The following is a 22,478-nucleotide window of genomic DNA, read 5'->3' as shown; positions in this document are numbered from 1 at the left end:
ATAAGATGTTAATTATAAGAAAAATCGTATCACTAATTTCAATTTTTGGTTTATTAATTGGTAGTGTAACGCCATGCTATGCAGATGCTGATAACATAGTACCTGCTGCAGACGAAAAAAGCTTGCGTATAGACCGTCTTGATAATGGTGCGGATGTGGTAAGAATAAATAACCCAGGTGATGATGGTACATCTGTTAACGGTTTTGATAAATATAATACACTAGATCACGGGACTATAATATCGAATAATCAATACGATCTTTGGGTAGGTGATAATAAAGTAACCCATAACAGAAATTTATATCAGGAAGCTGACAGAATATTATTTAATGTTTATAGCGAAGAGCCATCAAGCCTTAAGGGTGATACTGTCATTGTTGGTAAAAATGCGGAATTTATTATAAACAACCCAAACGGTATACACTGTAATGGCTGTGGGTTTATCAATAGTCGCAATGTTGCGCTTAAGTCTGAGGGAAAGCACAGTAAGATTATCCTGGATAAAATGCAGGCAGATGGATCTGTAAATGCAAGAGGGTATGATATTGAGTTGCTGGGCGAGCTTGGTATAAAAGATAAACTGTCGCTTGATGCTATGAATATAGTAGATGGTAGTAAACTAAAGTCAATGCATGTAGACAAGATAATCATTCTGTCTGATAAAAGTGCAGAAATTAGCGGTGACATTAAAGCAAAATCAAATGTAAATATTCATGCTAAAGATTATTTGAGCTTGGCTAAATCTATTATTACAACTGATGAAGCCGAAATCTTTAGCCATAATGATATAGATATGAGCAACTCCAAAATTAAGGCTGAAAAAGTCAAAATTGGTGCTTCGGAAAATATAGCCACTTATAATGCAAAAATTAAAGGGCAAAGTGTTATTGTTGCGGGTAAAAATGTAAATGTTGATAACTCTATTATTAAAGCGGATGAGCTTAATATAGGAGCTGCAAATTTTAGATCCGTTGAGTCTGAAATTAATGCATATAATGCCAATATAAAAACAGATTTATTTATTAGTGATTTTAGCAAACTTGATATCTTAAATAAGCTCAGTTTTAAGAGTAAATATTTAAGCAATGGCTTTAGTATAATTAACGCAGATACAGCATACTTTGACGTTGATAATGAGCTAAAGAATGATTTCGGAGCCATTACTACTAGAGAGATGTATTATGTTGGAGAACCAGGTAGCTATCTTAACAACATCGGCGGTACTATCTATGTAGAAAGATTAAACATTAATGTTAGCAATTTGTTCAATTACTCCGACTATAAAAAAGGATATTTAGGTGAGATTAAAGCAAATGTTATCAAAATTAATTCAGAATACACCGAAAATGATGGAATTATAGCAGCAGGTAAGCTACTGGATATTAATTCAGCAAAAGTTGAAAATAAAGGCACAATTAAAGCGCCAAGCCTTACTATAAACACAACAGATATTAAAAGTACTGGTGAAATTAAGGGCAGTAATTTTTATGTAGTTGGTGATTTTGAGGAAGTATGCAGCGATGAAGGTATATGTAAATATCAGGTAAAAGAAAATTCTAACTTTCACTATAATTATATTCCAGGCAACAATGGTAGTGACAGTAATGGCATAATGTCAATATATGCCAAAAGCTTCAGCAATAATTATCAGTCGCAAATAAACCACGGTATCATGCTTAACTTGTCTGGCAATACCTTTACCAATACTAACCTTATGCATGTCATGGGTGATTTTCTTATCAATGACCCTGGAAGCTTTATAAACTATGGTAAAATCCTTGTAGAAAATGGCGACATGATAATAAACGCAAATGCCATTATAAGCGAAAGGTTTAATCCTGCCAGTAGCGTTGATTTTGATCATTATTATGGACTAGGTGATGATTTGTCGTTAAATCCGTGGTTTTATGACCTTAGAACCATAGCAGGCAGTGGATCCAGCGGTAATATGGTGTTTGCATCAAACACTTCGGCTAATTTTACGGGAGCTGCTATAAAATCCGAAGGTAGTCTTGATATTATCGCACCAGATGGAATAGATGCAAGATTATATTTTAATGAAAATAGGCATTATGGCGCTCCAGCTTCAAGCAAGGCTAAAATTTATATGGTTGCAGATGGTAGTATCAACATGTTTGCAGCAAGCGGCGGCATTAGTATTATCGCTGAATATGTACAAAGCTTGCTTGGCGATGTTAATATAAACGCCTTTGGTGATATAAACATAGAATCATTTTCAAAGTTTTATACAAACCCAAATCAAGACCCTCTAAATGATCTCAATAATGGCGATACGGGTGATCGAAATAGTTATTGGCTAACAGATGGTTTTGAAAAAATATCAGGTATAAATTATCCAAAAGGCTATCCAAGTGTAGTGCAAGATATAACATCATTTAAAGCTGATAATGGTTCTATTTACCTAGCATCAACAGATCAATCTGTTAATTCATATGGGGTATATTACGACTCAAATAAATTTGAGGTGGCATCAAATTTAACTCCGAAATTTCATTCTATTCAGTGGAATAATTATCAACTTTGGCCTAGTAGATGGTCATTTGATTTAATTGGAAACACAATAATATCACCTGAAGTTAAATTTAACAGTAATGCCGGAATTGATTTTCAAGGAGTATATGTTGATAATCTTAACAGCATTAATCCTCTGATTATAAGGGCGAGAAGCAATGATATAAAAATAGATATATCCATAGATTCTTTTGATAGTTTTTATTGGGGTCCCAATCGGAGTAAAAAAGATAGTGGACCATTCATCCAATCTGTAGTAAACCCAGGAAAAATAATTTCTGATAAAGATATTCAGATTGTTAGTGATTTAGGTAACATTCTCATCCGAGGGTCGGTTGTCGCAAGTGAGGGAGAAGTAACTCTTGAGGCACCTAATGGTGAGGTGGATATTATCAGTGAAGTTGTTACCACTCAGCATGAACAAAGATCAACAAAGAAGGGCTTGCTTGGTAGCAAAACTACCGTTCACAAGTGGGAAGATGTTGATATCTATAAAGCTCAGCTTCTTGGGAATAAAGGCGTTAATATCATTGCGAAAAAACTTTTAGCAATTGGCGCGGATATATTAGCACCTGACGGTACGGTAAATATAGATGTTCCAGGAGGAGATGTAATATTCAAGACCTTGATAGGAACTGTAACGTCATCAACTGAAGTGAATAAAAAGGGGTTTTCTATTTCAGGAATTTTTGGAACCCTCTTTGAAGGTAAGGATAAGCCTAATGTATCGAGCCGGTCGTCTATCAGGATACATCAGGTTTTGCCAGATGTTGGTGCTATAATGGATATGGCTTCTGGTCAATCGATAACAGACCTTGCGCCTTTGATAAAAGGGGTTATGTCGGCATTTAAATTATCAAATGATTTTGCAGAAAAATACAAAAATAATAACGGCAATGCAGTATCAGCAGCGGGGAACGTTGTCCTTGATCAGCTTGGTTTTAAGTGGTCGGAGAACGGTTTATACATTGTTCCAAAAGGCGTTGGTGTATTTACGTCAAATTACAAGTTAGTTGAGACCAATGATTATTTATACCACACAATGGTAAATGGGAAGGTGGTTGATATTAATGCGGATACGTTAGTAGTATCAGGCGGAAGTGAGGTGTATGGTCAGGATGATGTGATAATCGATGCTGACACGCTTATAATTGAGGCGGGAACGCAAAGATCAACTAAAGAAGAACAATTTGAGAAGAAAAAAGTGCTGGTGAACACCACACTTGATGGAGGCAGTAGCAGTTATACAAAGTCATATGCGTATGATGAGATTGAGTCTAAGGTATATTCGTATATAAGAAGCGGTAATGATACGCATATAGACGTTGTGAATTTGGTGATTGAGGGTGGTGGGATATATGCGCCGAATAACAATGTTGATGCGGATAATCTGTTTATCAAGACTCTCAAGAACACATATTCGCATAAGGATGCATCGCAGTTTGTATCTGGCAGTATTGGTCTTAAGACAGGTGAGTTTTCGGCACAGTTTAACCAGAGTAAGGGCAAGATCCTAGACGAGAGTGTATCAGATATTGCTGGTATTAGGGGTGTAAACGTTGTTGTAAATTCTGATAATGCGTATTTAGTAGGTGGGGTGATTGCGGGAAGTAACTCAACAACTGCGAATATAGCAAACCTTACGCATGAGGACGTTGACTTAAAGCATGAGGAGAAGCGTCATGGATATGGTATTGATGTAGGTGGTAATTTCAAAGAACCATGGTCGATTCATAATACAATAAGTGGTTTTCTGAGTCTTTTTGCTGGGAATGCTGTATCAGGCGAAAAGCACCACGTGTTAGAAGAAGGTGTGATTCACTCAACCATCGCAGATACATCCGTCGATGGCATCAATCATGACGTAAACAAGATAGAGGAGTGGGAATCAGTAAAAGACGATCATTATTCTATATATGCGCCAGTGCCAACACAGGCTCAGTACGAAGAGATCAAGGATAAGATCGAGACAGTCGGTAAGTTATTTAGTATAGCTAAAGAAGAGTCTGTGATCAAAAGTGATATCCAAGACGATTATCATACATATGGGCTAAATAAAGAGGCAGATGAATATGCAAGGAGTATTTTAGGTAATGAAAGTGATTTATCTCAGGATAATCAAGGTAATATAAACAGAGTAGACATCAATGAGCCTAATTACGTAGGTTCAGAAAGTCTTAACGTGCTTGCTGAATATTTTGGGGGATATAGTGAAATACCCGAGCATATATTAAACGATAAAAGAATTTTTTACATTAATGAGGAAGGTAATTTAAGAAATTCTTCTGATAGTGAGATTCCAAAAGGACATGAGTTAATATCTAAGTTTGGATATAGTGCTGATAATATAATAAATGTTGTTGATAAGCTGACAGACAAATATGGAACTGCATATGAAGTTGCGATGTATGCTGCTTTAGGTATGGCTAAAGGTACTGCTGTTGCATTAAGCACGGGATTGAAGAATTTTGTTGGAGCTGAGGCATTTGGGGAATATATTGCTAGAGGCGCTGATTATGCTATTGGAGTATTTGCAGACAAGCTTAAGTATTATGATCCATATTTATCAGATTATACAGCAAGGAATATAGCGGCAGTAGCAATTGCAGGATCTATAATTAGTACGGGTGTAACAGCTGATACCAAGCTTGTGATGCAGGCTGTAAAAGGTAGTACTGGTAAGGTTAATGGTGTAACTGGTGGCGTTAGTACGTTCTATAATAAGCAACATGGGAATGGCGGAGGCTCTGCAACAAAGCATACGGTTGATCTTAAACACCATGAAGGTGGTGCAAACAAGGGTCATGCTCTCGAGAGACATATTGAAATTACTGATACTAATTTAAAGCAGAGGATAGCGGATAATTATAAAACTATTACAGGATCATCGAGGTTCTATGACAAAAAAACAGCTGAAATGGCAATCGAAAAAGCATTACATAATAGCGACTTCGATCATTGGCTGAAGAATACTGAGCTTGATGACTTTAAATTAACAGATTATAATGTTGGGTTTAACGTTGGATATGGTTATGATAGAAAACAAGTTATAGATATGGGTATTGAAGAATTTATAAAAAATGCACAACCAAAAACTTCACAAAAAATAAGTGTAATTATTAAAAGAGTTGGGGAATCTTATAAAATTATAACTGCATTTCCATCTATGAAATAAGGAATAATAAATGTATAGTATAAGCGATTTCGAATTTAAATTTTTTAAAGATCATTTTTGGATTTTACAAATGATAAGTCCTGAGATAGGTGCTTCTAGCGATGCTATGGTTGAAAATATTATAGAAATAGATTTTAATTCAACTAATCCTAACTCGATCAAATCTCTTAAAGAAATATATTATATTTTTCAAAAGTTTCTTAGAAATTATAATTTGCAAAATCCTCCATCACAGGGAAGTTGGCATAAGTTTTTATATGATGAAGTTGATAGGTGGTCTGATACAGAAGAAGAAGCATACGAATGGGTTTGCGACATAGCGAAAATTTATGCTCGTAAGCTTAGAGAGCGTGGGCTTATTACCTCTGAAGAAGAGTCCCATTTATTCACTGGCTCAATTGTTCATCTAAAGGAAGAAGACAAATGGGCGCTTAAGGGATATGATATTGAGCCATAAAGTTTAACGGTGCTTAAAGCATGAGGAGAAGCGTCACGGGTATGGTATTGATGTAGGTGGTAATTTCAATACAGCATTGTCATTTAATAACTTTAAGAACGGTTTTCTGAGCTTTTTTGGTGGTAACGCAGTATCAGGCGAAAAGCACCACGTGTTAGAAGAGGGTGTGATTCACTCAACCATCGCAGATACATCATGGGAATTTTAATGATCATGCTCCTCTATGTGGCATGCTACACAAAGCAGTTCCAGATTTTCATCGTGGTTGTCATATTTAATGCGGTTTTTATGGTGCATATGTAAATCACAATCATTTGCAGGTTTAATGAGGCATCTTTGGCACTTATTACCTCTTTTTTGAATAAGCCTTGCGCGAATATTTGAATGGTTTGGGGCATAATGATTTATTTTTGAGGTAAGTGCAGACTCGAAATGTTCGAAGTTATCAAATTTATTAGAATATTTTTCGCAAAAATCTTCAAGATTAAAATTTTTAACTATAATTTCTCTTTCTTTTGAAGTTTTGTATTTAAATTCATTGCCCATTATTACTTCTAAACAAAATTGACATACATCCAATTTTTTTATAGCAATTGATATATAGCCGCACTCACATATATAATATAGTAAAAATTTACCTCTATTATCGGGGGAGCCTATTTTGAAAGATGAATGCAAGTGTTTAGGATTTTCTTCTTCTTCTTCTTCAAATATTTTAATGGGATGATTATGGTCTTTAACAGTTTTGCACTGTGTAACATGAAATTTTGGTAGGTCTATTTCCTTATAATCTTTTACATCTCTATCTCTAAGATAAAGCACTTTTATATCATATTTTTTATTATCCTTTATAGTCCATGTCTTTTCTGCTTTATCCGCAATACCCATCTTTACTTTAAGCTGACTTAGTTTTTCAAATTTTGGTAACTGAAATATCTCGCTCATTTGCCATCCTTCCGTACTGCATTTGAAATTTCTTTTGATGCGTTATTGGATATGGTAATAATCTTAAATTCCACCCTTTGAGAGGCGAGGCTATCTATTATTTTTGTGCCTTTTAAATATATTGGATTTGATGACGATAAACCATTTGCGGTAAGAACCGTACGTAGCCAATCGGCTTCTCTGTCAACGGATCTGTGATTGAGTAAATAATATAAAGTTGAGGCGGTGCGTTCTTGCGATAGACGCATATTATTATAATAAGCCTGATCTAAGCTTACATTGTCCCACCCAGGTGAGGTATGACCTTCTATACGAATTTCTTTTATGTATTTTCTATATTTTGGCTGGGAGAGAATTTTGATATATTTAGGGATAAACTCATTTAAAATTGCTCTGAATTTCGGTTTAATATTAGCCCTGCCAGTGTCAAATAATGCATCAGCGTTTAAAAATTGAATGCCAGTGCCTTCCACAAATTTTGCATTCCAGTTTTTAAGCTTATGATTAAACTCTAAGTGAAGGTCATTTTGTATATCAGTTTGAATAGCTGAGCCTGAGCTATTATTTTTGGCATTGCTTATGGCTTTTTCTTCTACCATACACATATATGATACGGCAATTAGCATAAACAGCATCATAAGCCCGGTCATAAGATCAGCAAGCGGCGCCCAATAACCCTGACCTTCAGAATCAGCATTCATAAATTAAGCCTCTTCAGGAAGTTTAATATCTTTAGCAATATTCACAACTTTTTGCAGTGCTTCGGTAAGAGGGGTATAGTCCTCAAGAAATTTGTTGCTTAAAGCGGAAAGGTTATCATCTAGAGAAATTAATGAGTATTCTAATGATTTCTCTACTGTTTTTAATGAAGCATTAATATTTGTGACATTTGTGGTAATTTGACTGTTTATATCATGTTGATATTTTTCAACATCCTTTAAAAATGAGTCGTGAACATATTTCATTGCCTCTAGAACTTCAATAATTTTTTTATCAAAAATTGGTGAAGTGTCCTTTATTATATCAAGAGAATGATTCAGATTTTTTTGATGTACTATAATTTTATCAAGATCATTCTTATATTCAGTTTGCCATACGACAAGCTTCTCTACAGCACTATTTAAATGCTTAAAATTTTCCCCAAATTGAGTGGTAAAATGATTATTAAAATCAGAAACAATATTGTTTAAAGCTATGATTAAGGCTTGTTGATTCATTTCAACTAATTTATTAGAACCTTTACGAGCAAATCTTAAAGCAATTCTAAAATTTCTATTCTGATCCTTATGCATAGATTTTATTGTTGATAATACTGTTTCTCCCTTTGGCTCTTTAAATTTATGTCTTGCCCGTATCAGCAATGCTCCAAGTACACCAAAAGCTGAGCAAATGAATGCTGTTTTTATGCTGCTTAGAAATGATGGCATAGTGCCAGTAACGTCATTGGGGTCAAGGCTAAATAGTGATATTAAAGTACCTAAAAAACAGCCAAAAATTCCAAGGGTTGTTAAAATTTCTGCACCATAGCTTGATGCAAAACTATCAAAATTTTTATAAAAGCGGTATAAAATTATACCCATTGTAGTAAGTATTGCTATGTCTATGAAAATGGTAATAAACATCTGATTTTCCTGATTAATTGTATAAATGGTTGTTACTTATATTTGTATAACCCCAGGTTGTCAAATAAAAGCATCAGGTTTTCCTTATTTATGAAGTACTTAGTAGATCCTATTGAACTTAAACATGGTATATGTTAGAATATTAATAATATATTATTAAATGCCGGTAATTATCATGACAAAATCTTCAGATAATCTTGATCATATAAAAAAATCTTCTGAAAGTTTATTTAAAGCACTACAGAAACATTACAAAATAGATATAGATTTTTTAGAGCTACTTACCAGAATGGTAATTGCTGCAGATCAGATATCAAATAATGAAGTTGAAAATATTTTAGATTTTAAATCATTAGTTCTTGATATTTCTGTGCTTATAGCAGAGCTTGAAGCTGATAAAAGTAAGTTAAAAGGTCAAGATAGACAAAATTTTGTAAATAAAGTGACATCTGAAGTATTAGATATTACCTATAATACTTTAAGAAAACGTTTTAAAAATGATAATTTTATAGGCACTTTTAAAACTATACAAAATGAATATTTGATGATGCTAAAATTATCTGGAGATATTTTGGCGCAAAAATTAAATGATAACCAAATAATAAAACGGGCTTGCGAAATAGTTGTTTTAACTACTAATTCATTGCCACAAGAATTGATAAATTCAGACATTATAGCAACAAATATATTTAATGTTTTAAGTGTTTCTGATAGTAAAAATCTTAAAAATAATACGTTACAAGGTATTCTGGATGGTCTCAAAGACTATTATAAAGATAATAAACGTATATTAAAAATATTAAAAAACATTGAAAAAGAAAATGCAGATTTTGTGAAGATTGGTAACCGAGTACAAGCTCAAACACAGAAAGAGCTTATAAATTTAAAAAGTAAATACAAGGCTGGCGATGAAAAGGGCAGATTTAACAGGTACGCTAAAAGAGTAAAAAATTTACAAATAGAAAGGCAAACAGGTGACAGATGGCAATTTGAAAAAGTAGCAGAAAAAGGTGCTGGTAAAGCATCTGGATATCAAGCTAATCTAGTTACAAATAATGAACGTCATATGTTAAAAAGTTTTTACAAAGAACGTTCAGATTGTATTACGCAAGAAGCTAAAAACGATAGACATGACGGCATTAATGAAATTATGGCAGCAGATTTATTTGAATTTGCTCTTACAGGAAAAGCGCCTAAAGAGAAAGTAGTTAAGCCAGGAATTGATGATTACAATAAAGTTTATTATGCATCTAAATTTATAAAAAATGCAATTAGTCTAAAAGATTTTGTAGAGAGTCCAAAAACGTTATTGGCCAATATAAATGCAACTAAGCTTAGTCAATTAAAAGGCTTTGAAAGTGTTATCGCTACTTGCAGTGTATTAGGCGATGTTGATTATCATGCAGAGAACTTAATGGTTACTCATGATCAAGAAGATGATACTTACAAAGTAAATAAAATTGACCACGGAAAATCATTTATGGTTTTTCACAGAACATTTCCTGATTTAATCAAAAACTTGCATATTCATCTAAAGCATTATGGATTTTTAAATTATATAAATAGTGGGCATTTAAAATTTAATATTGCTGAATTTAATGAAAGTTTAAAAAGAATAGTTGATCAGCTAAGTTTAGATTATGCTTATCATATTATAGATAAAAGATCTGCTGATTTATTTAATATTGGTGTAGCATTAGAAGATTACACAAAACATTTTTCTTTTGATTTGGAAAAGAATCCGCAGTTTAAATATGCGCATATGAATCTTCAAAATGCTATAGAGGAATGGAAGCATTTATATCAGCACGAAACCGTTAATATTGCAAATGAATATGCAAATATGGGGCAAGATGTAAAAAAAGTCATTAAAAGATGGAAAGATATCTATCCAGAAAAACTAAATCCTCATGAAATAAATTCTAAACAGGAACTCTTTAATCGTATCAGAAATGAATTTGCAAATATTTTTAAGTTTATTTTAGATGAAAGCTTGGATAAAATTGAAAATATAATGAAGCAGTTAGATGTCATTAGCAGAATGCATATTAATGATCCATTATTTAAAAATGGTGGATGGATTGAAGTTATGTATAGTAGTAAAACTCTTGATCCAATTGTGTATGCAGCAAATAACAATATTCTAATTAGAGATGATTTTGGAGTACTTCATAATCCACTGATTTGGGCGTGGGAAAATAATTATTCAGCCAATATATCTACGTACCGTAATAAAACAATACAAGAAATATCTTTTAGCCCTTTAAAAATAATATTATCGCAGAAACTTAGTAGTCAAAAACCTTTATCTGATATTGAAGTGGAATTTATCAAATTTGCTATTACAAATCAGTTAGAGATGCCAGATGGTACAAAATACGAAGATTTTCTCAAAGCAAATGATATTACCTTGGCCAATGATAAAGTTATATATGGTAACAAAGCAAAGTCACTTCAGCCAGAAGAAAAAACATTAAAACGCACAAGCGCTTTAATGCCTGGTGCAAATAATAATTTGTTAACTTCTGACAATAAGGAAAGTAACACAAATATTATGAAACCAGCTAAGTCAGCTATGAAAAAATCACCAAAATTTATAATAGATATAATTGAACAAAAAGAGAAAAAGACAAAGCCAAAATCTAAGTCTAAATCTAAATAATGCAATTTTTGTTATTTAAAAAACTTTCATAACATTCGCTTGCATTCATTTTGGCAACTTGTCTTAAGCTTTTAGCTTTTTTGTACTTTTTCAGTTGTCTGTTAGCGCTATTACCGTACTGAAATATATTTATAATATAACCAATATATTCTCCATAATTCAGTTCAGATATAATATCCTTTAAAATCTCTAAGTTTTTAAAAGTGTCATCTTTAAGTAATAATGTTGTACCATCGTGTTTAATAGTTTCCATATTAATACCATGGCGCATTGCTCGCCATTTGTTTTCTCTAATTATCCAAAGTGGTATGAAAGTTTCATGGTTATTGATAAGCCTAAACAATTCTACCGGATAGTTTTTATACCTGTGATAATAGTGCGCAAGAACATGAATGTACGCCACAATTCCTAAAAGCTCGTGAAATGTTGCAGTGCCATCGCATATTCTGATTTCAAGCGAACCATAGTGGGGTGCAGGTCTTATATCCCACCATAAATCTTTAGTAGATTTTATAGCCTTACACTCTTTTAAAGTATGCACAATATTGCTAAAAGTCTGCCAGTCTTTAATATAATCGCAGTGACCGCTGGTAGGCGATGCCTCAAATACTGAAAGTCTAGATGAATAAAGCCCTGTATCTTTTGACTGCCAAAATGGTGAACTACATGAAAGTGCTGCAAGCTGTGGCAAAAAGTGCTGCATAAAATTCATAAGACCTATACATTCTTCCTGTGATTCAATACCAATATGAACATGCAGCCCAAATATACTAAGGCGGCGTGCAATCCACTGGTTTCTATCTATAAGTTCGTTGTATCTAGGAAGAGGGTATAAAATTCTCTCACTATAACGTGCAAATGGATGAGTGCCAGTAGTAGCATACTTAATACCAATTTGATTGCACGCTGTGTTTAATTCAGAAAATGTCTGGCTTATACAGTTTTTGACATGATGAACATCACTGCATACTTCTGTATTAACTTCTAACATACTTTGGAAAATTTCAGGTTTGATTTTGGGATGTTTATCTCCAACTATATCTATCAGCTCTAGTGCAGATGGTCTGAGGTCATATGTTTCTTGGTCTAATAATTGTAGTTCAATTTCTACGCCTAATGTAAGGCTTTGGCTGGGTTCAAATTTAATGTCTGGCATTTTGACCTCCGTTAATTTATTAAGGGGTTCTTATCTTAGCCTTTTAATAAATTAGTTGTCAACCCTATAAAATCAGGTATTAATTCAAGAATAATTGAAAATTTGAGGAAAAACAGTTGAGTACGTACTTAATTACAGGTGTTGCTGGATTCATTGGATATCATACGGCAAAGACTTTATTACTGGCGGGGCATAATGTTATTGGTATAGATGCTATGGTGCCATATTATGATTTAAGCCTTAAAAAAGCGCGTTTAAGTGACATTCAGCATGCTTGTTTTGAATATCATGAGTTTGATGTAGGAAATTTTGACAAGTTGAAAGATTTGCTGGGTAATGTATCTATTGATTATATTATTCATTTGGCTGCCCAGCCTGGGGTAAGATACTCTATTGATCATCCATTTGAATATGGCAAACACAATTTATCTGCCATGCTATCTATTATGGAATTTGCAAGGCTTAGGCAGGCGGAAATAAAACAATTTGTATTTGCAAGTTCAAGCTCTGTATATGGTCTTGAAAATACTGTTCCTTTTTCAGTGGATAGTAAAATACTATCTCCTATGTCACTTTATGCCGCAACAAAAATTGCAGATGAGGCAATGGCTTATAGCTATGCGCACTTATATAAAATTCCAACAGTTGGACTTAGGTTTTTTACAGTTTATGGTCCTTTTGGCAGACCTGATATGGCAGTTTTCTCATTTACCCAAAATATAGATCATGAAAAAGAAATAACGCTTTTTGAAAAAGGGCAGCTAAAACGTGATTTTACCTATGTGGATGATATTGTTGCAGGTATTATTGCATCTTGTAAAGTTAACCATAATGCTAGCGATCCATACAAAATTTACAACCTGGGGAATAATAACCCCGAAAAAGTTACAGATTTAGTAAGTTATATTGAGAAATTTTTAGGTAAAAAAGCAATAATTAAAGATTTGCCCATGAGTAAAGGTGATATGAGAGAAACATATGCTGATATTTCGCTATCTCAAAAAGAATTAGGCTTTCAGCCAACAGTTGCTTTAGAAAAAGGAACAGAGTTATTTGTTGAATGGTATAAGAAATACTACTATACTTAAAAAAATGAGTTAAACAGTTTAAGTAGTTAGTAATGCGTATTTTATTTAAGTTATTAGAAATTGATGAAGATAGTGAAAATGTATTGCTGAAGCTTATATACAAATCTCGATACGTTCTTCATTTTTCTATAGTTTTCGGTCTCGTGTATAATCTTCTTATGCTTGCTATGTCTATTTATTCCCTTCAGGTTTTAGATAGGGTTATTTCAAGCGGAAGTTTGCATACATTACTTATGCTTACTATCATAGTTATGACATCAATTGTAGCAATGGTGATGATTAACGGCGCTAGAACCGAAATGTTACGTGGCTATGCTTTATGGCTGGATCGTGAGCTTTCAAAAGAAATTTTTACAAGATCAATTTATTATACTCTTCACAATAGAGGTGCTTCTACATCTATTTTCTTTCGTGAACTTGAGAATGTTAAGAATTTCATCAGCGGTACAGGTCTTACGACATTTATAGATGCTCCATGGGCAATAGTATTTTTAATTACTTTGTTTTTCCTTCACCCAGTTCATGGAATTATTACGGTAAGTGGCGCTGTAATACTAATTACTTTGGCTTTACTTTCTGAGAGATCTACTAAAAAAATGTATGATACAGCTAATGAAAGCTTTAACCGTAGTATGATGCAGATGGATATTGTATCAAGAAACTCTGAAGTTGTAGCAGCTATGGGTATGGTAAATAATATTTTTAAATTCTGGGATGAGAGAAATAAAAGCGGTAATTATTACCGTGAAGAAGCAATGAAAATATCATCTGCGCTGTCAAATATTACTAAATTTTTTAGGTTTACTATTCAAATCGCAATTACTGGTGCAGGTGCAATGCTAGTTCTTAAGGGTGAACTTACAAGCGGCGGAATGATTGCCGGTTCTATCTTAGTTGGGCGCGCTCTTGGTCCTTTTGAGGCAATTGTTGCTTCATGGAAGCATGTTATTATTGCTCGTAAGGGCTTTGAGAAGCTTAAAAACTTTTTAGATACCAAAGCAATTACTACGCAGGATATTCAACTGCCTGAACCTAGCGGTAATATAAAAGTTAGTAACCTGGTATACGTTATACAAGGTAAGACTCCTCAGCAACATAGACCTATTATTAAAGGTATGTCATTTGAAATTAATAATGGCGATGTAGTAGCTGTTATTGGTGATAGTGCAGCGGGTAAGTCAACTTTAGCAAGACTTATGGTAGGCATACTTCCACCATCACAGGGTGAGGTAACATTAGACGGAGCTGATCTCTTTAAATGGAATAGGGCAAAAGAAGAGTTTAGCTGTAGTAAATATATAGGCTATTTACCGCAAGATATTGAGCTTTTCAATGGTACGGTAAAAGCAAATATTGCCAGAATGCAGGAAGATATTGATGATGAAAGTGTAATAGAAGCTGCTAAAATGGCAGAAGTTCATGACTTAATTTTAAAGCTTCCTGAGGGATATAACACCAGAATTGGTGTAGAGGGGGCTGCGCTTTCGGGTGGTCAAAAGCAAAGAATTGCTCTAGCTAGAGCATTTTATGGTAATCCAAAATTCTTAGTTCTTGATGAACCAAATGCAAACCTTGATCAAAACGGCGAGGCAGCTTTATTTAGAGCGATACAGAAAGTTAAAGAAAAAGGTATTACTACAGTTATTATTTCACATAGATTTTCTATATTAAATGCAGTAGATAAAGTGATGATTTTACGTGACGGTACTATCTTAGATTATGATACAAAAGAAATAATTATGACTAAAATTACAAATAAGAGCGGCGCATGAATAGAAGCATATTAACACTTATAATGAAACTACGTAACTGGTTTCCTAAGAACATGCCGCCACTTACCATTGGTAAAATGAGGGAAAAATATAGCAATGATCCTCAAATGCTAAATCTGGTTGATCATATCAGGCATGGCTTGGAAAGAGGTATGTATATTGTTGTATTCTTCTTTCTGTTTTTTATAGTTTGGGGTGGTTTTGCACCGCTTGATAGTGCTGTTATTGCTCATGGTACAATTGTACCAACTGGAAATACAAAAATCGTACAGCATTTTCAGGGTGGGATTGTTGAAAAGATTTTAATCAAAGAAGGGGATATTGTAAAACGCGGTCAGCCTCTTATGCAGCTTTCAAAGACTCAGGCTAAATCCAGACTTCAGGTTCTTATAAATCAAACAAACGCTAAGAAAATATCTGAAGCAAGAATTAATTCTGAATTAGAAGAGCAAGACAGTTTTATGCTGCCAGCTGGCGTAGAGATCGCAGAGAATCCTGAGCTTGTTAAAATCTGGGAAACAGAGAAAAAAGTGTTATCTGAGAATTTGAATACTTTAAAAGGACAAATCGGTATTCATGAACAGCAAATTAACATTGCTAATGATCAGGTGCATAATCTTGAAAATCAGCTTGCAGCAACTAATAAAGAAAAAGAGCTTGTTCAGGAAGAGTTAAATAATGTACGTACACTATATGAAAAGCAATTGGTTCAAAAAACAAGGCTTTTATCACTTGAAAAAAATATAGCGGAACTTGATATTAGAATTAGTGAGTATCATTCAAATATTAACAAAACTAAAGAATCAATAAATGAAGTAAGGCTTAAAGTTGAGCAAATGAAGCAAAACCGCAAGCGTGAGCTTTCACAGGAATTAAAAGAGCTTGATCAGCAACTAGCATCGCTTAAACAAGAGGTTGATGCCGCGCAGGATATTGAGAATAGAACAGTTATTACAGCGCCAGAAGATGGTATAGTAACAAACTTAAGATTCCATACTGAAGGTGGGGTTATTCCACCAAGCCAGCCTATAATGGAAGTTACTCCTTCAAATGCTGAGCTTATAGTTGAGGCAAAGGTTTTTACCAAAGATATTGATGTTGTAAAAGAAGGTCAGCCTACAAAAATAATGGTAACAGCTTTTAAAGCAAGATTTACTCCACGTTTTGATGGCAAAATTAAATATATATCTTCAGATAAAGTAGTAGATGAAAAAAGTGGTCAGCCATATTATTTAGCACGCGTCACAATAGATATGGATTCAGTAAAAGCACAAAAGAAAACGCTACTCGCTGGTATGCCAGCAGAAGTCTTCATAGTAACAGGTGAACGTACCTTCCTGGAATATTTCCTAAGTCCTATTGTTTATAGTTTAAGGCATTCTTTCAAAGAAGAATAAAATTTCTTTTTGCATAAATTAAGCACTACTGAGTCATTTCTCGCTCGCGTACTATTTTGTACGCGTCTCTCGTCATTTCTGGTATTGCATAATTTATGCAAAAAGTGTTCTGGAGTCTTTGAAATTTAATAATGCGTCACTACAAAGCTCGTGTAGTTTGCTACACATCGCTTTTAGTTCCTGTTTTTAGCTATTTATAGGAATACTGCGTCATTTCTCGCTCGCGTACTATTTTGTACGCGTCTCTCATCATTTCTGGTATTGCATAATTTATGCAAAAAGTGTTCTGGAATCTTTGAAATTTAATAATGCGTACTTATTTTGCAAGTATTTTATCAATTAAGAACGTAATCGCAATCTATTATATATAAAAATTCGTTATCTTCAGACTGATGCATTTTTTCAGAAGCTAAAGCTCTCTGGTAAATTGAGCTGATATTATTGAAGTCAAAATTACCTTCAATTTCATAATGAATATGCGCGTAATAACCATTATATAATATACTATATAAATCACCCGATGGTTTTGAAAAATTAGAGTTATATTGAAATGCAGTATGTAAAATATCATGATTTCCGTAAGATGGTACAAATACAGCACCTGCAAATGATATGTCATCAAGATTTACCATTTTTGAGGTAATGGTTATGCTATTATTGGCTGTATCGCTTATTTTAAAATAGTTTTTTGGCGTATAAATAAGTGAAAAATTAAATAGGTAATTGTTTTTGTTGGAAAGACCAAACCATGTATCTAATATACCAAGGGGTTCTATTTCATTGATTTTGTTGTAAATATCTTCTTTAAGTTCATTTTCATTATGATAATCGGAAATATGTTCTTTTAGGTAATTTTCTAAGACTTTGTACTGAGTACCTGGAAATTTCTTACTTGTCACAAAAAGCGAATGATAGAGATTAACAGGAATAGAGAAATCAATATAGTAAGTGCTGTTTTGATGTGTGATATGATATTTGGACATAACTTTTTAATTTGTATTAATTTTTTACGCCCAATTTACTTTTTGTATTAGATTTGTCAATCTATAGTTTTTACGTTAAAATTTGCACACCTCATTTCATAGCTTGTGTAGATTTTACTACATGTCGCTCGTAATTTATGTGCATAGCTAAAATTGTATTATACTTTGCTAATCCATGCATTTGCTGGTCTTCTTACGCAAGGTTCATTGTCAGAAGAAGCATTATATTCGTTAGCAACGCAAGGGCTTTCTAAGTCACGTAGTTTTTTCTCTAGGCATGAGGTTAAAACAAAGCAAGCTAACACAATAGACAATAATTTTAACATTTTAAATACACTTATTTACTAATTATGACTAATACCATGATAACAATTAATCAGAGCTTTTACAAGTACTTCTGAATAATTATTGTCAAATGTTACACGAAACATATTTGCTTGTTCAAAAGTTATCTTTGGAACTTGATACTTTTCATCTTTAACCTTTGTTATTGTGCTAAATCCTACAAAGCCTGAAAGCAATGATTGTTGTGAAGGAGTTAAAGGGTATTTTTCTTCAACTTCGCTGCGAAATGTAGGTTTTAGGAAAGTTTCATCATATTTTATAACATTACCTTTATTTAGCATAATTTTACCCTTGAATTAATGTTAGATTAATAAGTGTTGTATATTATAATTATTATTTAAGTTCAAGTGTAAATTTTAATTATTAATTTTTAGTCAAATGTTGGTGTTTTATGCTAATAAATCCATAAAATAAATAACCTAGTGATACTAATGAAAATATCTGGCTTTGTGTTGAAATATAGTTAGCACCCATCATATTATTTTTAAATAAGAAATAAGATAAAAATACAACTAAATTGAAACCGCTGAGTATAACAATAGCAGGAGAGGCTGAGATAGAAACAATTCTAAAAACCTGTTCCTTATTAAAGCCAAGCTTGCTAAATTTATTGAGTAAAAACATACCAATTAAATTAACAATAAGTTTAAAATAAATGGCAGCTATAAAATAACCCACACTTGCAAAAATAATTGTCATAAATGACGATACGCTAGCCTTATAAAAGCTGCGAATGTATTCATAAATTGTATCAGAATTAACAATCTTTTGTATGCCTTGTACATGTGGAGTTAAATCTAGGGTAATTTCGCCAAAACTAATACTAGTGTCATTTACATTTACCATGTATTCATTTTTAGGGGTGCTGCCAGGTTTGGTGTCAATTAATACAATATTTTTATCTAATACATTAGACTTGATAATAAAAGGAGCATCATTATTAGCTGATATTCTATCATTTTTTACAATAAATTCAGGTACTTGAGTAAGTAAATCATTAATAAATTTTGCAGATTCAGCTTCCTGCTTATCGGTATTGCTAATAGCTTTATCATGAAGCTGCAAAACGTCACCTAAAATATCATATATATCGTCAAGCAATGCGCCTGAAAACAGTATTGTAGGGATTGATGCAATTAGGCATAAGATAAGCAAATATTTTTGACCGTATCCTTTCCAGTTATATACAACATTTCTGTATAAATCTTTTTTATAGAAACTTTGAATTACTATGTTTTTCAAACTTTTAAGCGCAATAATCATTTTCATGTTAATAAATTCCGTTACTCTAAACTTGTAATATTACTATAAATATAGTATACATGCTGCAATTCAACAAATTTTTTTGATCCTAGAGGCAGTAGTGAAACATAATCATAAGTCTGAACAACACCTCCACATGGCAAATAGTATAAGAATTTTAGCTGCTGACGCAGTTGAAAAAGCTAAATCAGGGCACCCTGGAATGCCAATGGGGATGGCAGACATCGCAGCAGTTCTTTTCTCATCCGTACTTAAATTTAACCCAAAAGATCCGAAATGGCCTAACCGTGACAGGTTTATTCTATCAAATGGTCATGGTTCAATGCTACAATATGCGCTACTTCATTTCTTGGGTTATGGCCTTACAATAGATGATATAAAGCAATTTAGACAACTTGATTCTCGTACGCCTGGTCATCCGGAATATGGTCATACCATTGGAGTTGAAACCACAACTGGGCCACTGGGTCAAGGTATGGCAAACGCAGTAGGTATGGCAATTGCAGCTAAGAAGCTTGCAAGCAAAGTTGGCAGTGATGTTATAAACCATAAGATTTTTGTGACACTTGGTGATGGTTGCCTTATGGAAGGTATCTCACACGAAGCTTCATCGCTCGCAGGACACTTAAATCTTGATAACCTTGTGTTTATATTTGATGATAATAGCATATCTATTGATGGTGCAACTTCTCTTACAGTATCTGAAGATATTATAAACCGTTATAAAGCTTATGGATTTGAAGTTGAGATTATTGATGGTCATAACCACTCGCAAATCAAAAAAGCTCTTGAAAATGCCAGAAATTCTAAAAAGCCATATTTTATAGCTGCTAAAACTAAAATTGGTTTTGGAGCTCCTACTAAAGAAGCATCTGAAAAATCACATGGTGCGCCACTTGGTGAAAGTGAGATTCAGGGTCTTAGAGATAAATTAGGCTGGTCACATACTCCGTTTGAAATTCCTGAAGATGTATATAAACTTTGGCAGGAAGCAGCTGAAAACGGCAGCAGCGAATATGAAGCGTGGCAAAATGCTATAAAAAACAAAAACTTAAGCGAAAATGATTTTACAGCAAAGCCTAAAGATTTTGAAGCTAATCTTAATAAAGCAATTGCAGAGCTTAAAGAACATTTAAAAACAAACACAGCACCTGAAGCAAGCAGACAGTCATCTGGTAATACAATTGAGTATTTAGGAAAGTATCTTGATACTTTACTTGGTGGATCTGCTGATCTTACAGGGTCAAATAATACTAAAACTAAAACACATAAAATAATAGGCGCTAATGATTTTAGCGGTGCATATGTTCATTACGGCGTAAGAGAGCATGGAATGGCTGCAATGATGAACGGTATGGCAGTTTATGGAAATGTAATACCATATTCTGGTACATTCCTAGTTTTTGCAGACTATATGAAGCCAGCAATAAGGCTTTCTGCTCTTATGAATCAGCATGTAATATATGTACTTACGCATGATTCAATAGGCGTTGGGGAAGATGGACCTACTCATCAACCGATTGAGCATTTAGCAATGCTTAGGTCAATACCGCATATGACAGTTCTAAGACCTTGTGATGCTGTAGAGACAATGGAAGCATGGGAATTTGCTTTAAAACATAATGGTCCTAGCGCACTTATTCTCACAAGGCAAAACTTAAGAAGATTAAAAACAGATTTAGACAATAATCAAGTACAAAAAGGTGCTTATAAAGTTTACGGATCTGATAATGCTGACATTCAAATTTTAGCAACAGGTTCAGAAGTAGGCGTTGCAGTAGATAGCGCAATAGAGCTTGAAGCAAAAGGACACAAGGTAAATGTTATATCCATGCCTTCTATGGAGCTTTTTGTCAAACAGTCTGAAGAATATAGAAAATCAGTGCTTAATCCTAATAGCCAAAAAGTAGCTATTGAAGCTGGAATTAGCTTAGGATGGGAAAGATTCATAGGTGATAACGGGATTTTCATAGGAATGAGTGATTTTGGTAAATCAGCGCCAGGAAATGTACTTTTTGAGCATTTTGGATTTACTAAAGAAAATGTTGTAAACAAAGTTTTAGCAAAAATGGGGAAATAATATGGTGAAAATAGCGATAAACGGTCTTGGTAGAATTGGTAGATGTGTAATCAGAGCGCTTGTAGAGTATCCGTTTGATGATATTGACCTTGTTGCTGTTAATGGTCCTGCTGAGATTAACTCGCATATTCACTTACTTAAATATGACTCAGTTCATGGCGCATTCAGGGGCGAACTTTATGCTGACGGTGACTATATAGTTGCTGGTCGTCATAGAATGAAGCTTACAAGATGCAGAGATATTAATGAACTTGACTGGAGCGGTATTGATATTGTTCTAGAATGCTCTGGTAAATTTAACAAAAGATCGGATGCAGCTAAGCACTTAGAAAGAGGTGCAAAAAAAGTATTAGTATCAGCACCTTGTGATGAAGCAGATGCAACAATTGTATACAAAGTTAACGATGATATTTTATCTAACGAGCATAAAGTAATATCAATTGGATCATGTACTACAAACTGTTTAGCGCCAGTTGCGAAAGTTTTAAACGATAAAATCGGTATTGAAAGCGGTTTTATGACAACTGTTCATGCATACACAAATGACCAAAATATATTAGACGGTAGTCACAAAGATTTAAGACGCGCAAGATCTGCGGGTACTTCAATGGTTCCAACAACAACAGGCGCTGCTAAGGCAATTGGGCTTGTTATACCTGAACTTGAAGGTAAATTACTTGGTTCTGCTATCAGGGTTCCAACACCAAACGTATCACTTGTTGACCTTAGCTTTGTAGCAAATAGAGATACATCGAAAGCTGAAATCAATGAGATTTTATCTGATGCTGCAAATTCATATATGAAAGGTGCGCTTGGGGTTTCAAATGAGCCATTAGTATCAATTGACTTTAACCACAATCCAAACAGCTCTACAGTTGATTTATTAGAAACAGCAGTAGTTGGTAATAGGTTTGCAAGAGTTATGAGCTGGTACGATAATGAATGGGGTTTCTCAGTGAGAATGTTAGATGTTGCAAGGTTAGTTGCTAAGGATTTATAA

15 protein-coding genes are annotated in these 22,478 nt (G+C 33.7%); 8 read left to right on the top strand and 7 right to left on the bottom strand.

Going from position 1 to position 22,478, the window contains the following annotated elements; all coding sequences use genetic code 11:
• Nucleotides 1-5: 5 nt before the first annotated feature.
• Nucleotides 6-5,708, top strand: a complete 5,703-nt coding sequence (locus tag BGO27_02280; protein ID OJV15317.1) for a hypothetical protein — start codon at nucleotides 6-8, stop codon at nucleotides 5,706-5,708.
• A gap of 10 nt (nucleotides 5,709-5,718) precedes the next feature.
• Nucleotides 5,719-6,165, top strand: coding sequence for a hypothetical protein (locus BGO27_02275; protein ID OJV15316.1), 447 nt, complete (start codon nucleotides 5,719-5,721; stop codon nucleotides 6,163-6,165).
• Nucleotides 6,166-6,369: 204 nt separating this feature from the next.
• Here BGO27_02275 and BGO27_02270 read toward each other — a convergent pair whose 3' ends face one another.
• The 3 genes from BGO27_02270 to BGO27_02260 are packed head-to-tail and all read right to left on the bottom strand — an operon-like array spanning nucleotide 6,370 to nucleotide 8,732.
• Nucleotides 6,370-7,110 carry a hypothetical protein gene (locus BGO27_02270; protein OJV15315.1) on the bottom strand — a complete coding sequence of 247 codons (741 nt, stop codon included), beginning with the start codon at nucleotides 7,108-7,110 and terminating at the stop codon, nucleotides 6,370-6,372.
• Nucleotides 7,107-7,811, bottom strand: coding sequence for a hypothetical protein (locus tag BGO27_02265; protein OJV15314.1), 705 nt, complete (start codon nucleotides 7,809-7,811; stop codon nucleotides 7,107-7,109). Before BGO27_02265 ends, BGO27_02270 begins: the two co-directional genes overlap by 4 nt.
• Before the next feature lie 3 nt (nucleotides 7,812-7,814).
• The gene (locus BGO27_02260) at nucleotides 7,815-8,732 is read right to left on the bottom strand and encodes a hypothetical protein (GenBank protein ID OJV15313.1); all 918 of its coding nucleotides are present in this window, start codon (nucleotides 8,730-8,732) and stop codon (nucleotides 7,815-7,817) included.
• Nucleotides 8,733-8,907: 175 nt separating this feature from the next.
• On the opposite strand from BGO27_02260, the gene BGO27_02255 reads away from it, so the two are divergent.
• Nucleotides 8,908-11,394 carry a hypothetical protein gene (locus tag BGO27_02255; protein OJV15312.1) on the top strand — a complete coding sequence of 829 codons (2,487 nt, stop codon included), beginning with the start codon at nucleotides 8,908-8,910 and terminating at the stop codon, nucleotides 11,392-11,394.
• Here BGO27_02255 and BGO27_02250 read toward each other — a convergent pair.
• Nucleotides 11,387-12,550 carry a hypothetical protein gene (locus tag BGO27_02250; GenBank protein OJV15311.1) on the bottom strand — a complete coding sequence of 388 codons (1,164 nt, stop codon included), beginning with the start codon at nucleotides 12,548-12,550 and terminating at the stop codon, nucleotides 11,387-11,389. The two genes, BGO27_02255 and BGO27_02250, sit on opposite strands and share 8 nt — an antisense overlap.
• Before the next feature lie 116 nt (nucleotides 12,551-12,666).
• Between BGO27_02250 and BGO27_02245 the strand changes: the two genes are divergently transcribed.
• From BGO27_02245 to BGO27_02235, 3 genes are read left to right on the top strand one after another with little or no spacing between them, the layout of a single operon-like run.
• Entirely contained in the window at nucleotides 12,667-13,638 is a 972-nt protein-coding gene (locus BGO27_02245; GenBank protein ID OJV15310.1) for a hypothetical protein, read from the top strand.
• Between the two features lie 32 nt (nucleotides 13,639-13,670).
• Nucleotides 13,671-15,410, top strand: coding sequence for a hypothetical protein (locus BGO27_02240; GenBank protein ID OJV15309.1), 1,740 nt, complete (start codon nucleotides 13,671-13,673; stop codon nucleotides 15,408-15,410).
• Nucleotides 15,407-16,807, top strand: coding sequence for a hypothetical protein (locus BGO27_02235; GenBank protein OJV15308.1), 1,401 nt, complete (start codon nucleotides 15,407-15,409; stop codon nucleotides 16,805-16,807). Before BGO27_02240 ends, BGO27_02235 begins: the two co-directional genes overlap by 4 nt.
• Nucleotides 16,808-17,142: 335 nt before the next feature.
• Here the strand turns inward: BGO27_02235 and BGO27_02230 are convergent, their stop codons facing one another.
• The 3 genes from BGO27_02230 to BGO27_02220 all read right to left on the bottom strand — a co-directional run bounded on the left by BGO27_02230 (nucleotide 17,143) and on the right by BGO27_02220 (nucleotide 19,404).
• The gene (locus BGO27_02230; protein OJV15307.1) at nucleotides 17,143-17,706 is read right to left on the bottom strand and encodes a hypothetical protein; all 564 of its coding nucleotides are present in this window, start codon (nucleotides 17,704-17,706) and stop codon (nucleotides 17,143-17,145) included.
• Nucleotides 17,707-18,134: 428 nt separating this feature from the next.
• On the bottom strand, nucleotides 18,135-18,416 hold the full coding sequence (locus BGO27_02225) for a hypothetical protein (protein OJV15306.1): 282 nt from the start codon (nucleotides 18,414-18,416) through the stop codon (nucleotides 18,135-18,137).
• Between the two features lie 82 nt (nucleotides 18,417-18,498).
• Nucleotides 18,499-19,404 (bottom strand): hypothetical protein, encoded by a 906-nt coding sequence (locus BGO27_02220; GenBank protein OJV15305.1) that lies wholly within the window; start codon nucleotides 19,402-19,404, stop codon nucleotides 18,499-18,501.
• Nucleotides 19,405-19,534: 130 nt separating this feature from the next.
• Here BGO27_02220 and BGO27_02215 point away from each other — a divergent pair, with 130 nt between their 5' ends.
• Complete coding sequence (locus BGO27_02215) at nucleotides 19,535-21,478, top strand: transketolase (protein ID OJV15304.1); 1,944 nt, start codon at nucleotides 19,535-19,537, stop codon at nucleotides 21,476-21,478.
• A 1-nt stretch (nucleotide 21,479) separates the two neighbouring features.
• Nucleotides 21,480-22,478 (top strand): type I glyceraldehyde-3-phosphate dehydrogenase, encoded by a 999-nt coding sequence (locus BGO27_02210; protein ID OJV15303.1) that lies wholly within the window; start codon nucleotides 21,480-21,482, stop codon nucleotides 22,476-22,478.

The sequence above is a fragment of the Alphaproteobacteria bacterium 33-17 genome, assembly GCA_001897445.1.
In the GTDB taxonomy this organism is placed as follows: domain Bacteria; phylum Pseudomonadota; class Alphaproteobacteria; order Rickettsiales; family 33-17; genus 33-17.
The sequence above is the reverse complement of the archived record's forward strand: the minus strand, read 5'-3'. Positions and strand labels throughout refer to the sequence as shown.

Bases quoted from the DNA above. Each gene is read 5' to 3' on its own strand.
- BGO27_02225 (OJV15306.1), bottom strand. From the start codon at position 18,416: ATGCTAAATAAAGGTAATGTTATAAAATATGATGAAACTTTCCTAAAA.
- BGO27_02270 (OJV15315.1), bottom strand. From the start codon at position 7,110: ATGAGCGAGATATTTCAGTTACCAAAATTTGAAAAACTAAGTCAGCTT.
- BGO27_02280 (OJV15317.1), top strand. From the start codon at position 6: ATGTTAATTATAAGAAAAATCGTATCACTAATTTCAATTTTTGGTTTA.
- BGO27_02265 (OJV15314.1), bottom strand. From the start codon at position 7,811: ATGAATGCTGATTCTGAAGGTCAGGGTTATTGGGCGCCGCTTGCTGAT.
- BGO27_02215 (OJV15304.1), top strand. From the start codon at position 19,535: ATGGCAAATAGTATAAGAATTTTAGCTGCTGACGCAGTTGAAAAAGCT.
- BGO27_02260 (OJV15313.1), bottom strand. From the start codon at position 8,732: ATGTTTATTACCATTTTCATAGACATAGCAATACTTACTACAATGGGT.
- BGO27_02220 (OJV15305.1), bottom strand. From the start codon at position 19,404: ATGAAAATGATTATTGCGCTTAAAAGTTTGAAAAACATAGTAATTCAA.
- BGO27_02255 (OJV15312.1), top strand. From the start codon at position 8,908: ATGACAAAATCTTCAGATAATCTTGATCATATAAAAAAATCTTCTGAA.
- BGO27_02210 (OJV15303.1), top strand. From the start codon at position 21,480: ATGGTGAAAATAGCGATAAACGGTCTTGGTAGAATTGGTAGATGTGTA.
- BGO27_02275 (OJV15316.1), top strand. From the start codon at position 5,719: ATGTATAGTATAAGCGATTTCGAATTTAAATTTTTTAAAGATCATTTT.
- BGO27_02235 (OJV15308.1), top strand. From the start codon at position 15,407: ATGAATAGAAGCATATTAACACTTATAATGAAACTACGTAACTGGTTT.
- BGO27_02250 (OJV15311.1), bottom strand. From the start codon at position 12,550: ATGCCAGACATTAAATTTGAACCCAGCCAAAGCCTTACATTAGGCGTA.
- BGO27_02240 (OJV15309.1), top strand. From the start codon at position 13,671: ATGCGTATTTTATTTAAGTTATTAGAAATTGATGAAGATAGTGAAAAT.